Consider the following 14000-nt stretch of genomic DNA (forward strand, 5'->3'; position numbering starts at 1 on the left):
CGTGATGGCGGAAGACCGGGTCCTGCGGGTGCGGTCCCTCCTGGAGTCCGTGCGGGCCGAGGGGCGGACCGCGCTGACCGCGCCCGAGGGCAAACTGATCGCCGACGCGTACGGGATCGCCGTACCGGGCGAGGAGCTGGCGACGGACGTCGACGAGGCCGTGGCGTTCGCGGCGCGCTTCGGCGGACCCGTCGTGATGAAGATCGTCTCTCCGGACATCCTGCACAAGACCGACGCCGGCGGGGTGATCGTCGGGGTCGAGGGCGCGGCCGACGTACGGACCGCGTTCCACACGATCATCGACAACGCGCGGGCTTACGACGCCGATGCCCGCATCTCGGGCGTGCAGGTGCAGGAGCTGCTGCCGAAGGGGCAGGAGGTCATCGTCGGCGCGGTCACGGACCCGACGTTCGGGAAGGTGGTCGCCTTCGGGCTCGGCGGGGTGCTCGTCGAGGTCCTGAAGGACGTCACGTTCCGGCTCGCGCCGGTGACCGCCGACGAGGCGCTGTCGATGCTGGACTCGATCCGGTCGGCGGAGATCCTGCGCGGGGTGCGCGGCCAGGCGGGCGTGGACCGGTGGGCCGTCGCCGAGCAGATCCGCCGGGTGTCCCAACTCGTCGCGGACTTTCCCGAGATCGCCGAGGTGGACCTCAATCCGGTGATCGCGACGGCGGAGGGGGCCGTCGCGGCCGACATCCGGGTGATCCTCGCCGAGTCGCAGCCGGCTCCCCGCCGGAAGTACTCGCGCGACGAGATCCTCACCTCGATGCGCCGGCTGATGCAGCCCAGCTCGGTCGCCGTGATCGGCGCCTCCAACGAGCAAGGCAAGATCGGCAATTCGGTGATGCGCAACCTCGTGGACGGGGGCTTCGCGGGCGAGATCCACCCGGTGAACCCCAAGGCCGATGACATTCTGGGCCGCAAGGCGTACAAGAGTGTCACGGACGTTCCCGGTGAGGTGGATGTGGCGGTCTTCGCGATCCCCGCCAAGTTCGTGGCCTCGGCCCTGGAGGAGGTGGGACGCAAGAAGATCCCGAACGCCGTGCTGATCCCCTCCGGGTTCGCGGAGACCGGCGAGCACGAACTCCAGGCGGAGATCGTGGAGATCGCCGAGCGGCACGGCGTCCGGCTGCTGGGGCCGAACATCTACGGCTACTACTCGACCTGGCAGGACCTGTGCGCCACGTTCTGCACGCCGTACGACGTCAAGGGCGGGGTGGCGCTGACCTCGCAGTCGGGCGGCATCGGGATGGCCATCCTGGGCTTCGCACGCACCACCAAGACGGGCGTGTCGGCGATCGTCGGGCTCGGCAACAAGTCGGACCTGGACGAGGACGACCTGCTGACCTGGTTCGGCGAGGACCCGCACACCGACTGCATCGCGATGCACCTGGAGGACCTCAAGGACGGCCGGGCCTTCGTGGAGGCCGCCCGTGCGACCGTGCCGAAGAAGCCGGTGGTCGTGCTGAAGGCCGGGCGGACGGCGGCCGGTGCCAAGGCGGCCGGTTCACACACCGGCGCCCTCGCCGGTGACGACGCCGTGTACGACGACATCCTGCGGCAGGCCGGGGTGATCCGGGCGCCGGGCCTGAACGACATGCTGGAGTACGCGCGCGCGTTGCCGGTGCTGCCCGCTCCCCAGGGCGACAACGTCGTGATCATCACGGGCGCCGGCGGCAGTGGTGTGCTGCTCTCCGACGCGGTGACGGACAACGGCCTGTCCCTGATGGAGATCCCGCCGGACCTGGACGAGGCGTTCCGGAAGTTCATCCCGCCCTTCGGGGCCGCGGGCAACCCGGTGGACATCACCGGGGGCGAGCCACCGTCGACGTACGAGGCGACGATCCGGCTGGGTCTGGAGGACCCGCGCATCCACGCGCTGGTCCTCGGCTACTGGCACACCATCGTCACTCCTCCCATGGTCTTCGCGGAGCTCACCGCGCGCGTGGTGGCCGAGTTCCGGGAGCGCGGGATCGAGAAGCCCGTGGTGGCGTCGCTCGCGGGGGACGTAGAGGTCGAGGAGGCCTGCCAGTACCTCTTCGAACGCGGGGTCGTGGCGTACCCGTACACGACCGAGAAGCCGGTGGCCGTGCTCGGCGCGAAGTACCGCTGGGCGCGGGAGGCGGGACGGCTGGGGGGGCGGTACATGAGGTGAGTGAGCGGGGGGCCGGCTGACGGTGCGCGTCGGCCGGCCCCGGGACCCGCGCGCGCACGAAAGGCATGGGACAGGGGGCGCTGGCCAGATCTTTCGACGCAAGGGGTGCGACACGACATGACAACGACCGATCTGCCCACAACGGTTCCTTACCGGGAGGTCACCGACGCGAACGGCCGCGTCTACCGCCTCGGTGAGACCGACATCGACATCATGGGCCGCAAGCGCAAGTGGATGGTGATCCTGCCCTGGATCGGCATGATGGGCATCTCCTCCGCCGAGTACGCGTTCGCGTCCGCCGAGGAGACCCTGCACACGGCGCACAGCTGGAACAGCATGCACATCTTCTGGATGATGACCGTCTGGGTCTTCTTCCAGGCCGCGGTGGCCTTCCCCGCGGGCAAACTGCGTGAGAGCGGAAAACTGCCGGCCCGCTGGGCCATGATGCTCGGCGCGACGGGCACCCTGCTGGGCTACCTGTCCCTCGCCTTCGCGCCGCACGTGGTCTTCGCCTACATCGGCTTCAGCATGTTCAGCGGCATGGGCGCGGGCATGGTGTACGCCACCTGCGTCAACATGGTCGGCAAGTGGTACCCGGAGCGCAAGGGCGGCAAGACGGGCTTCGTCAACGGCGGTTTCGCCTACGGCTCGGTGCCCTTCGTCTTCCTCTTCAACGGCTACATGGACCTGACCAACTTCCGCTGGGTGCTGGTCTCGGTCGGTGTGTTCCTGGCCGGCATGGTCGCGTGCTCCGGCTACTTCTTCAAGGACCCGCCGAAGAACTGGTGGCCCTCCACGATCGACCCGCTGAACCCGCCGGACGACCCGCGCGCGGCCCGCTCGATGCGCATGAACCCGCCGGCGGTGCGCCAGTACTCCCCCAAGGAGGCGTGGAAGACCGGCCGGGTCGCCCTGATGTGGTTCTGCCTGGCCTGCACGTCCGGCGTGAACATCTTCGGCATCGCCTTCCAGGTGGAGATCGGCGAGGAGGCCGGGTTCGCGGGCGGGATCGTGGCCACGGCCATGTCCCTGAAGGCCATCGTCAACGGCACCGGCCGCGGTGTCATCGGCTGGCTCTCCGACTTGTACGGCCGCAAGCGGTGCCTGCTCGTCGTGTGCGTGATCCTCGGCCTGTCCCAGTACGGCATCCTCTGGTCGGCGAACGCCGAGAACCTTCCGCTGTTCCTGGTCTTCTCCTCGATCTCCGGCTTCGGCGGCGGCGCCATCTTCCCGATGTTCGCCGCGCTCACCGCCGACTACTTCGGTGAGAACAACAACGCCTCCAACTACGGCATGGTCTACAGCGCCAAGCTCGTCTCCGGCCTGGGCGCCGGCATGGGCGCGGTGGTCGTCGGCGCCTGGGGGCACTCCGGTGCCTTCATCCTGGCCGGCTCCATCTCCCTCTTCGCCGGCTGCGTGGCGGTGTTCCTGAGCCCGCCGGGACGCGACAGGAAGACGGGCCGCATCTCCCCCAACCCGCAACCGCTCGGCGAGGACACAGCCTGACATGACGGCAGATCCGTACGAAGCAAGGACGTCCCCTTTACCCTCCGCCGCCGCACACCGTCCCTACCGCGAGGTGACCGATCCCCACGGCCGCGTCTACCGCCTCGGCGAGACCGACCGGGACATCCTCGGCCACTCCCGCACGATCATGGTGTATCTGCCGTGGATCGCCATGATGGCCATCAGCGTCTTCGAGTACGCGTACGGCTCCGCGGAGGACACCCTGTCCCACGCGCACGGCTGGACGCAGAGCAACACCTTCTGGATCCTCAGCGTCTGGGTGTTCTTCCAGGCCGGCATCGCCTTCCCGGCGGGCTGGCTGCGGGAGAAGGGCCATCTGTCGGCCCGCTCGGCCATGTACATCGGGTCGGGCCTGTGCCTGCTGGGGTTCCTGGCGCTGTCGCACCTGGACAACGTGCTGCTGGCGATCCTCGGCTTCGGCGTGGTCGGCGGGATCGGCGCCGGGCTCGTCTACGCCACCTGCATCAACATGGTCGGCAAGTGGTTCCCGGAGCGGCGCGGCGCCCGCACGGGGTTCGTCAACGGAGGGTTCGCGTACGGGTCACTGCCGTTCATCTTCATCTTCAACTACGGCTTCGACACGGCGAACTACCACCGCGTCCTGGACCTCATCGGCGCCTACGTCATGATCGTGGTCGTGGTCTGCGCGTTCTTCTTCAAGGACCCGCCGAAGAACTGGTGGCCCGCGGAGATCGACCCGCTGTCCTTCGCGGGGGACCGGAAGAACGCGGCGAGCCTGGCCAAGAACCCGCCGGCGGTACGGCAGTACACCCCGAAGGAGGCCATCCGCACGGGCATGCTGCCGCTGATGTGGATCTCGGTGGTGATGACCGCCGGCGTGTCGATCTTCGGGATCTCGTTCCAGGTCGACTTCGCCAAGGAGGTGGGCTTCGGCCCGCTGGTGGCGGCGTCGTCGATGGGCGTGATGGCGGTGGTCAACGGGATCGGCCGTGGTGTGGTGGGCTGGCTGTCCGACCGGTGGGGCCGCAAGTCCACCCTGGTGTTCGTCATCGTCGTGCTGGGCCTCGCCCAGTTCGGCGTGATCTGGGCGGGCGATCTGAAGAGCGAGTGGCTGTTCCTGTTCTTCGCGTTTCTGTCCGGCTTCGGCGGCGGCGCGTTCTACCCGCTGTTCGCGGCGCTCACCCCGGACTACTTCGGGGAGAACTACAACGCCACCAACTACGGGCTGGTCTACAGCGGCAAGCTGATCAGCGGACTGTTCGGCGGCGGACTGGGCTCGATGGTGGTCGCGGCCTGGGGCTACAACGGCGCGTACGCCCTCGCCGGGGGCGTGTCCATGCTCGCCGCTCTGGTGGCCCTGCTGCTGCGCCGGCCGGGTCGCGCACCGGCTCGGGCACGGACGGCGGGCTGACGGACGCGGCACCCATGAGGAGGCCCCTCCCCGTTCGGGGAGGGGCCTCCTCATTGTCCGGACAGCGGTCAGCACTTCTCCCTCAGGGAGTGCAGGTGCGCGCTGGAGCGGCGGGCGAAGGTGAAGGACTCGGCCGGGTTGTCGTGCTCGGCCTGCCAGTGGTGGGCCATGCGGTGGCCGCGCAGCCGGGTCACGGCGGAGATGAACCGCTGGTAGTCGATGTCCCCGTCGCCGACGTCGGTCATGCGGTAGCCGTACGGGTTCGACGGGTCGCTCTCGCCGTCCTTCACGTGGAAGAGCGGGTAGCGGTCGGGCTGCCGCAGGACGTAGTTCAGCGGCTCGAAGGGGGCGGGCGTGCCGTCGGGCCGCTTGGAGAAGCGGAACTGGCCGACATAGGCCCAGTAGATGTCCATCTCCAGGAAGACCAGGTTCGGGTCGGTCTCCTCGAGCAGTACGTCGTAGAGGCGGACCTTGGGGTTGTCGGTGGCGAAGGAGAACTCCTCGGAGTGGTTGTGCTGGTAGAACTTCATGCCCCGGGCCCTGGCCGCCGCCCCGTAGGTGTTGAAGTCCTCGGCGGCACGCTTCCAGGCGTCGACGGTCGAGCCGTAGCGAAACGGGCCGGCGGCCGTGCCGATGTGCCTGAGGCCGAGGGCCTGGGCGTCGTCGAGGACCTTGGTGAGGTTCTGGGCGAAGGTGTAGGCGTTCGGGTCGCTGGAGTAGTAGCCGACGTGACTGCCGATCGGGTTCAGGCCGTGGTCGCGGGCCAGCCGCTTGAGCTGGGCGAGCGTGATCGGGCCCGCGGAGCCCTGGGTGTAACCGGCGAACTCGACCTCGTCGTAGCCGTACCGCTCCAGCTCGGCGAAGACGGGACCGAAGCCGAGGGTGGAGACCTTGTCGCGCAGGCTGTAGAGCTGGATGCCGAGGCGGCCGGGCGGCAGGACGGGACGGCCGCGTCCCTTGGCCCCGGAGGCGGTGGCGGGAGTGGCGTTGCCGGTCGCGTCACCGGTGGCGGCGTTCGCCGGGGCCGCGGCGCCGAGCAGGGCGGCCGCGGTGGCACCGGCGGCCACGCCGAGCATGCCTCGTCTGCTGAGACGGTGGCCGAGTTCGGGGTCGGGCTGGGAGAAGCGGCTCATGCGGGGAACTCCTCGTGATCGCGGGGCGTTGTCAGTGGTGAGTGCTTCACTTGTGAGCGGTCGGTGGCGAGGGCTGTGGCCTCAGGCGAGACCGGCGAGTCGGAGCAGCAGTGACTTCACATCGGTGGCCGCGACGCGGTCGCCGACAGCACGGGGGGTGGAGCAGATGAGGAGCGGACCGTCGTCGTCGCTCTGCGGAAGGCGGCCGTGGCTGCCGCGAATAGGTGAGGGGTCCAGGGGCACGACCGCCATGCGGTAGCGCATGCCGAGCTTCTTGCGCGCCAGTGCGGTGGCCGCCTTGACCTTGACGTAGGGGTCGAGGGGATCCATGAAGAGCTCGACCGGGTCGTAGCCGGGTTTGCGGTGGATCTCGACGAGCTGCGCGAAGTCGGGCGCGCGCTCGTCGTCGAGCCAGTAGTAGTACGTGAACCAGGCGTCGGGTTCCGCCACGGCGACGAGTTCGCCGGCGCGCGGATGGTCGAGGTGATGGGTCTTCTTGCCCTCGTCGTCGAGGAGCTGGGCGATGCCGGGCAGATTCTCGAGCGCCGCCCGGGTGGCGTCGAGGTCTTCGGGACGACGCACGTAGACATGGGCGATCTGGTGGTCGGCGACCGCGAAGGCACGGGACGCCATCGGATCGAGGTACTCCATGCCGTCCTGCGTGTGCACGTCCAGCAGCCCGGCGCGGCGCAGGGCGCGGTTGATGTCGACGTGCCGGTTCACCCGGGTGATGCCGTACTCGGACAGGGCGACGACGGTACGGCCCTCGGCGCGGGCGTCGTCCAGCAGCGGGGCCATGGCGGCGTCCAGGTCGGCGGCAGCCTTCAGGGAGCGTGGGTCGTCGGGGCCGAAGCGCTGCAGGTCGTAGTCGAGGTGAGGGAGGTAGCAGAGCGTCAGGTCGGGTTGCCGGGTGGTCATGATGTGGCGGGTGGCGTCGATGATCCACCGGCTGGAGACGAGGTCGGCGCCGGGGCCCCAGAAGTGGAACAGGGGGAACGTGCCGAATCTGTCGGTGAGTTCGTCGTGCAGTGCGGCCGGGCGGGTGTAGCAGTCGGGTTCCTTGCGGCCGTCGGCGTAGTAGACGGGACGGGGGGTGACGGTGATGTCGGTGTCGGCTCCCATGGCGTACCACCAGCAGATGTTCGCCACGGTGTAGCCGGGGTGGGCGCGGCGGGCGGCGTCCCAGAGTTTGTCGCCGGCCACGAGCCCGTTGTGCTGGCGCCACAGAAGGACGTCGCCGAGTTCGCGGAAGTACCAGCCGTTGCCGACGATGCCGTGCTCCGAGGGCATGGTGCCGGTGAGGAACGTGGACTGGGCGGCACAGGTGACGGCGGGCAGGACGGTGCCCAGCGGGGCGCGGGAGCCGGACTGGCCGAGGGCCTTGAGGTGGGGCATGTGGTCGAGGAGACGGGGGGTGAGGCCGACGACGTCCAGGACGAGGAGCGGGGTGGGGCGGCCCGTGGCGGCCGGAGGCGGGGCGGGCGTGTCCGTGGCGGCCGGTTCGGGGTCCTCATGGGGGCCGGTGCTCATGGCAGCTCCTTCAGGCCGAGGTCCGTCAGCAGGTCGCGGGCGAGGGTGAGTTCGGCGGCGATGCCCTCGGCGAGCTGGGTGCGGCCCTTGGGGCGCAGCTCGGGCGGAAGGGCCTGCCAGGTGTAGGTCTCGACCTCCAGATGGCGGGTGAGCGGGACCGGGCCGCCGACCAGTCGGGTCAGTGCGGATGTCAGGACTGCAAGGGTGGAGGTGAGGGGCGCGGCGGGGGCCGCGTGCAGCGGGACGTGGAAGTGGGCGCGCCAGGGTGAGGCGTCCGGCAGGGCGTGTCCGGCGAGGGCCTCGTCGAGGTCGTCGGTGGCGCGCAGGCCGACGGCGGTCGCCGTGCGGGTTTGGTGCAGGAAGCGGGGTTCGGCGAAGGCGGCCAGTGCTTCGCGCACTTCGGGGAGATGGGGGTGCTCGGCGTGCAGGGCGGCGGAGAGCTGGGATTTGACGACGGGGACGCGGGCCGCGGAGAGCGCGTCCAGGGCGGTGTGCGGATCTTCGAAGGAGGTGGCGAGATGGCAGGTGTCGACGCAGATGCCGATGCGGTGATGGCCGATCGCGGTGAGCGGGGCTATGGCGTCGCGGGTGGTCTCGACGACGCAGCCGGGTTCCGGTTCCAGGCCGACGCGGATGGAGCGGCCGGTCAGTTCCTCGAGGGCGTCGAGGCGTTCGGCGAGTGTGCGCAGCGCGGTGCGGGCGGTTTCCGCGCGCGAGTCGTCGTACGCGGTGCGCCAGGCGAGGGGCAGCGTGGAGATGGTCCCGTCGGTGACGTCGTCCGGGAGGAGACCGGCGAGGACGCGGGCCAGGGCGGTGGTGTGGTCGAGGCGCTCCGGATCGGCCCAGTCCGGCTTGTAGACGCGGTACTTGACCTCCTCGGCGCCGAAGCCCTCATAGGGGAAGCCGTTGAGGGTGACGACCTCGAGGCCGCGCCGGTCGAGCTCGGAGCGCAGGCCGCGCAGGGCGGACGGGTCGGTGACGAGGGCGTGGGCGGCGTCCCTGGCGAGCCACAGCCCGATGCCGAGCCGGTCGCGGCCCAGGCGGCGGCGGACGGGTTCGCAGTGGTCGCGGAGCTGGGCGAGGACGCCGTCGAGGGTTTCCGCGGGGTGGACGTTGGTGCAGTAGGCGAGGTGGACGGTGGAACCGTCCGGGTGGCGGAAGCGCACGGTTCACGCCTCCGCGGCGGGGACGCGAGCCGGCACGTCGCCGTCCCCCGGGCCGGTGTCCGCCTCGTGCGGGTCCTTCGGGGCGCCTCGGAGGACGGAGTTGCCCTCGTGTGTGGGGTCCGTGCCGGTGACGTCGAGATTCAGGCGTCCGCTGAGCCCGTAGAAGGCGACGGGGTTGCGCCACAGCACCTGGTCGACGTCGTCCTCGTCGAAGCCCTCCGCCAGCATGAGGTCGCCGACCTCGCGCGTCTTGAGGGGGTCGCTCCTGCCCCAGTCGGCGGCGGAGTTCACCAGGACCTGCCCGGTTCCGTAGGCGCGCAGGATCTCGACCATGCGCTCCTCGTCCATCTTGGTGTCCGGATAGACGGAGAAGCCCAGCCAGCACCCGCTGTCTTTGGCCTCCTTGACGGTGGTCTCGTTGAGGTGGTCGACCAGGACCCGGTCCGGGGCCAGCGCGGACTCCCGGACGACGTCGAGGGTGCGGCGCAGCCCGGCGAGCTTGTCGCGGTGCGGGGTGTGCACGAGGGCGGGCAGGCCGTGGTCCGCGGCGAGCTGGAGCTGCGCGGCGAGGGCGGTGTCCTCCGCCGGGGTCATGGAGTCGTAGCCGATCTCTCCGACTGCCACGACGTTGTCCTTGACGAGGTACCGCGGCAGCTCGTCGAGGACGGGCCGGCAGCGCGGGTCGTTCGCCTCCTTGGGGTTGAGGGCGATCGTGCAGTGGTGGGCGATGCCGTACTGGGCGGCGCGGAAGGGCTCCCAGCCGAGGAGGGAGTCGAAGTAGTCACGGAAGGAGGCGGGCGAGGTGCGCGGCTGGCCGAGCCAGAAGGACGGCTCGACGACGGCGCGGACACCGGCGGCGTACATGGCCTCGTAGTCGTCGGTGGTGCGGGACGTCATGTGGATGTGGGGGTCGAAGATGCGCATCAGGACTCCTTGCCGTGGGGGTGGTCCGTGCCGGGGGCCGGGGTGACGGACTCGGTCAGGTCCAGGACGCGGTACAGGTCCTCGGGGACGGTGCGGCCGGCGGCGGTGCGCTCGGCGGCGTAGTCGGCCAGCATGCGGGCCAGCTCGACGTCGTCGGCGGCGCGCCGGGGCAGGTCCGCCACGTCGTCGACGGGGACGCCGGTGAACAGGCATTTCAGCACGGCGTGGCGCCAGGCGTGGGCGGTCAGGTGCCGGGCGGCGTAGGGGCCGACGGCGGCGCCGATGAGCCGGGTGTCGTTGGTGCGCAGGGAGTCCTCGACGAGAGGGAGGGCGCCCGGACCGGAGACGAGGTGGGGCAGGGCGTGCAGCACGGCTCGGCGTTCGTCGGCGGTGCCCTGGAAGTACACCCGGGTCAGGGCGTCGGCGTCGGCGCGGGCCGCAGCCAGGATGAGGACGCGTGCGGCGTCGGCGTACGCGGCGCCGCAGCGCCGGCCGGCTTCGGCGAGGCGCAGCTCCCAGACCGAGATGGGTCCGTGGAGGCCGGGGTGGGCGGCGGCCTCGTCGAGGGCGTGGTCGAGCCAGGTGCGGGCGGGCGGGTCGAGGTGGGTGGTGAGGTGGTGGCGGAGGTGGGTGAGCGAGGGGGTGGGGGCGGTGTCCCTGGTGGAGAAGGGAGCGCCGGTGCGGACGTCGCCCGGGCCCTGGGCGGTGGTCGGGTTTTGGGCGGCGGTCGGGCCCTGGGAGGCCGGGCCTTGGCCGGCGGTCGCGTCGGGCTCCTCGATGCTCTGGGCGTCCTGGCTGCGCTCGGTGTTCTCGGTTCTCGCCGCTGGTGTGGCTCGGGGACGGTTCATCGGGTGCTGCTCCCCTCATGGGTGGTGGAGGGAGCGCCGTGGGGTGGCGCGGCGTGCCGGCGGGGCGGAGCGGAAGCGGGCGACGCGGTGGCCGCGGTCCGCTCGGCGTGGCGGAGGAACGGGAGGGAGTGTGCGGCGAAGTGCGGGCCGGCGTGGGAGTGGCGGGGCAGTTCGACGACGGTCAGGCCCTGGTAGCCGGTGGCGGCGAGGGCCGCCAGGACCGGAGGGAAGTCGATCTCCCCGTCTCCGAAGGGGAGGTGCTCGTGGACACCGCGCCGCATGTCCTCGATCTGGACGTGCCGTAGCCAGGGGGCGGCGGCCCGCACGCAGTCGGCCGGGGACAGGGGTTCGAGGCACTGGCAGTGACCGATGTCCAGGGTGAGGCCGAGGGGTTCGGGGTCGCCCAGGGCGCTGCGGAGGTGGTGGAAGTCGGCCAGGGTGGCCAGGAGGTGGCCCGGCTCGGGTTCGACGGCGAGCGCGATGCCGGCCGAGGCGGCGGCGTCCAGGACGGGGCTCAGGGTCTCGGTGAGGCGTTTCCACGCGGTGTCCGTGTCGGTGCCCTGCGGGACGACTCCACTGAAGCAGTGGACGGCGTGGGCGCCGAGGTCGGCGGCGACCCGGACGGCCCGCACGAGGAGGCCGACGCGGCGGGCCCGGTCGTCGGGGTCCGGGTCGAGCAGGGACGGGCCGTGCTTGCGGCGCGGGTCGAGCACGTAGCGGGCGCCGGTCTCGACGGTGACGCCCAGCCCGAGTTCGTCCAGCCGGTGCGCGACCCGGCGGGTGCGGGCGGCGAGGTCGGGGGCGAGGGGGTCGAGATGCATGTGGTCGAGGGTCAGCCCGACGCCGTCGTAGCCGAGGTCGGAGAGGAGGGCGAGGGCGTCGTCGAGCCGGAGGTCGGCGAGGCCGTTGGTGCCGTAGCCGAAACGGAGGGAGGACACGGCGCCGGCACGGCTCTTGGAGGTGTGGGCGTTGGCGTCGGGGCTCATGTGACGCTCACCTTCTTAGCGAACCGGGCTCCGAGGGGGGCGAGGGCCGCGATGAGGAGTGCGGTGGCCGTGCCCCGGGAGCGGGCGGTGAGGGTGGCCTGGAGGGGGATGGTGGCGCGGATGCCGGCGCCGACGGCGCGTTGGGTGAGGGGAGGTGAGGGGTTCAGGGTGGCGTGGAAGTAGGGGCGGGCGGTCGTCGCTGCGTAGGCGGCTCCGAGGGCGGTGGTGAGCAGCGCCCCGGGCGCCTGGACCGGGTGCCAGCGGGCCCGGGGGCCTGTCCGCGCGTGGGCGGTTGCCTGCCTGCGGCTGTTCGTGGAGGCGGCGGAGCGGCGTGTCACCAGTCGGGTGAGCAGTGCGGTCGTGGCGAGGGCCGCCAGCGGGGGCAGGGGCGAGCCACCCTGTGCTTCCTGGCGGGAGACCGTCGTGACGACCAGGGTGTGGGTGCCGAGGAGGGCGGCGTGGGGCAGGGCCTGACGGGTGCGGCCGGTGGTGGCAGCGGCTCCCAGGAGCAGGTCGAGGCCGCGGGCCGTGCCCATGGCCAGGGGTCCCGCGTGTGTGTGCTTGAGACCGAGGTCGTACGCCCAGACGGTCGCCGCCAGGGGTGCGGCGACGGCCAGAGCGGGGCGGCCCGCGCCGGCGGCCAGGGCCAGTCCGGCTCCGGTGAGGGCTCCGGCGGCCGTGAGGGCGGCGGCGGGGCGGATGCGTCCGGAGGGCAGGGGTCGGTGCGGGCGTTCGACGGCGTCGATGTCCCGGTCGGCCCAGTCGTTGAGGGCCATGCCGGCCTCGTACAGGCAGAGGGAGGAGGCGATGGCGAGCAGGGTGCGGGAGGTGGGAGGTGCGCCGGTGGCTGCCGTGCCGGCCAGGGCGTCGCCGGGGACGCTGAACAGGGCGGGCAGGCGAAGGAGTTCGGCCCAGGCGCGACCGCGCCCCGAGCGACCGTCGGGCTCGGAGGGCACCTCGGTGACGGCGTCCCCTGTGCCGCCACCGCGTCCAGGAGTGTTCTCGCGCCGCGTCACCGGCGGCCCTCCGTCTCGTCGGCCTGCCCCGCTGAACCGGTCACGCGCCCCTCTCCGGGGAGCCCGTCCGGGGTGATCTGCCCCGCCGGAGCGAGCGCACGGGCCTCTTCGGCGGCCTGCGAGGCCGATGCCTCGTCGCCCGGGCCCGTCTCCTCCCCCAGGCCCCGCCCGAACCGGACCAGTTCGCCGTACTGCTCGGCCAGCCCCGACGGCCCGTCGCCCACCGGGTCCTTGAAGTAGAAGCCGAGAGCGCCGAGCGGGCCGGACATCCCGGCCTCGTGGGCGCGGGCGGTCAGGCGGGCCAGGTCCAGCACCAGGGGTGCCGCCAGGGCCGAGTCGCAGCCCTGCCAGATGGTCTGGAGGATCATGCGGGTGCCGAGGAAGCCGTCGAAGGCGATGTGGTCCCAGGCGGTCTTCCAGTCGCCGAGGGCGGGGACGTCGTCGATGTGGACCTCGCCCTCGGGGACGGTGCCGAGGGTGTCGGCGAGGACGCGTTCCTTGCCGGCGTTCTTGGCCGCGGCGGCGGCCGGGTCGGCGAGGGCGGCGCCGTCGCCGCCGCCGAGCAGGTTCGTACCCGACCAGGCGCGGACCGTCAGCGCGCGCTGCGCGAACATCGGGCCGAGGACGGCCCGCAGCAGGGTCTGTCCGGTCTTGCCGTCCCGGCCCGCGTGGGGCAGGCCGCTGCCATAGGCCTCTCGGGTGGCAACGGGGTGGTGCATGCCCGCGGAGGGAGTGAAGTTGACGTAGGAGCAGCCCGCGCGCAGGGCGGCCAGCGCGTACAGGGTGCTGGCCGGGAGCGGGGCCCCGGGTCCCTGGGAGACGGGTTCGGTGGAGGCGACGTTCACCACCACGGCCCGCTCCAGTTCGTGGCGGTGCACGAAGTCGCGCAGGTCGTCGGCGAAGGCCGTGATCAGTTCGGCCTCGCTCCTGGTGTCCCCCGGGGTGGGGCCGCCGGGTCTGATCTCCCTGTCGGCGGCAACGAGTTCGGAGGCGACGGCGGTGGCCACGCCGGGTGGGAGGACGCCGCCGGCGGTGAGTGCCTCGGCGCGTTTGGGCAGGGGGCAGTCGAGGGTGTCGTGGCCGCCGAAGACGAGGTCGGACAGCGCGGGCAGACCGCTGCCCGTGAACGCCGGTGTTTCGGTGACCATGCCGGTGGGCGGGTGCAGTCCCGCGGTGACGGCGGCACACCCCGTGAAGACGGTGGTGGCGACGGAGCCTCGGGCTCCGATCAGCCACACCCCCACACGCGGTCGGGAGAGGGACGCGGACATGGGCAGCCTCCTGATCGTGCGCGAGCCCCGGGGGGAGAGATGCGGAGACGGCGGGCGGGGGTCCGGCGTCCC

General features: G+C 71.7%; 11 protein-coding genes. 3 read left to right on the forward strand and 8 right to left on the reverse strand.

Annotated features, from left to right (window positions below; translation table 11 throughout):
- The first annotated feature begins 4 nt into the window (after positions 1–4).
- The 3 genes from ABTX60_RS10840 to ABTX60_RS10850 all read left to right on the forward strand — a co-directional run bounded on the left by ABTX60_RS10840 (position 5) and on the right by ABTX60_RS10850 (position 5054).
- On the forward strand, positions 5–2155 hold the full coding sequence (locus ABTX60_RS10840; protein WP_352096743.1) for an acetate--CoA ligase family protein: 2151 nt from the start codon (positions 5–7) through the stop codon (positions 2153–2155).
- Positions 2156–2272: 117 nt separating this feature from the next.
- Entirely contained in the window at positions 2273–3661 is a 1389-nt protein-coding gene (locus ABTX60_RS10845; RefSeq protein WP_352096744.1) for an OFA family MFS transporter, read from the forward strand.
- A gap of 1 nt (position 3662) precedes the next feature.
- A complete protein-coding gene (locus ABTX60_RS10850) occupies positions 3663–5054 on the forward strand; it encodes an OFA family MFS transporter (protein ID WP_352096745.1) in 1392 nt (463 codons plus the stop codon).
- Between the two features lie 68 nt (positions 5055–5122).
- On the opposite strand, the gene ABTX60_RS10855 is transcribed toward ABTX60_RS10850, so the two are convergent.
- The 8 genes from ABTX60_RS10855 to ABTX60_RS10890 form a co-directional block, all read right to left on the reverse strand.
- Positions 5123–6187: a sugar phosphate isomerase/epimerase family protein gene (locus tag ABTX60_RS10855; RefSeq protein WP_352096746.1), complete on the reverse strand. Its 1065-nt coding sequence runs from the start codon at positions 6185–6187 to the stop codon at positions 5123–5125.
- A gap of 81 nt (positions 6188–6268) precedes the next feature.
- Positions 6269–7717, reverse strand: coding sequence for an alkaline phosphatase family protein (locus ABTX60_RS10860; RefSeq protein ID WP_352096747.1), 1449 nt, complete (start codon positions 7715–7717; stop codon positions 6269–6271).
- On the reverse strand, positions 7714–8883 hold the full coding sequence (eboE, locus tag ABTX60_RS10865; protein ID WP_352096748.1) for a metabolite traffic protein EboE: 1170 nt from the start codon (positions 8881–8883) through the stop codon (positions 7714–7716). Before eboE ends, ABTX60_RS10860 begins: the two co-directional genes overlap by 4 nt.
- A gap of 3 nt (positions 8884–8886) precedes the next feature.
- Positions 8887–9807, reverse strand: a complete 921-nt coding sequence (locus tag ABTX60_RS10870) for a TatD family hydrolase (protein WP_352096749.1) — start codon at positions 9805–9807, stop codon at positions 8887–8889.
- Positions 9807–10655: an EboA domain-containing protein gene (locus ABTX60_RS10875; protein ID WP_352096750.1), complete on the reverse strand. Its 849-nt coding sequence runs from the start codon at positions 10653–10655 to the stop codon at positions 9807–9809. The genes ABTX60_RS10870 and ABTX60_RS10875 overlap by 1 nt, the downstream gene beginning before the upstream one ends.
- Entirely contained in the window at positions 10652–11641 is a 990-nt protein-coding gene (locus ABTX60_RS10880; RefSeq protein ID WP_352096751.1) for a sugar phosphate isomerase/epimerase family protein, read from the reverse strand. The genes ABTX60_RS10875 and ABTX60_RS10880 overlap by 4 nt, the downstream gene beginning before the upstream one ends.
- Entirely contained in the window at positions 11638–12657 is a 1020-nt protein-coding gene (locus ABTX60_RS10885; protein ID WP_502992306.1) for an SCO3242 family prenyltransferase, read from the reverse strand. The genes ABTX60_RS10880 and ABTX60_RS10885 overlap by 4 nt, the downstream gene beginning before the upstream one ends.
- On the reverse strand, positions 12654–13928 hold the full coding sequence (locus ABTX60_RS10890; RefSeq protein WP_352096752.1) for an inositol-3-phosphate synthase: 1275 nt from the start codon (positions 13926–13928) through the stop codon (positions 12654–12656). The genes ABTX60_RS10885 and ABTX60_RS10890 overlap by 4 nt, the downstream gene beginning before the upstream one ends.
- Positions 13929–14000 lie beyond the last annotated feature (72 nt).

The organism is Streptomyces sp. NPDC126510, assembly GCF_040302345.1.
Taxonomy (GTDB): Bacteria; Actinomycetota; Actinomycetes; order Streptomycetales; family Streptomycetaceae; genus Streptomyces.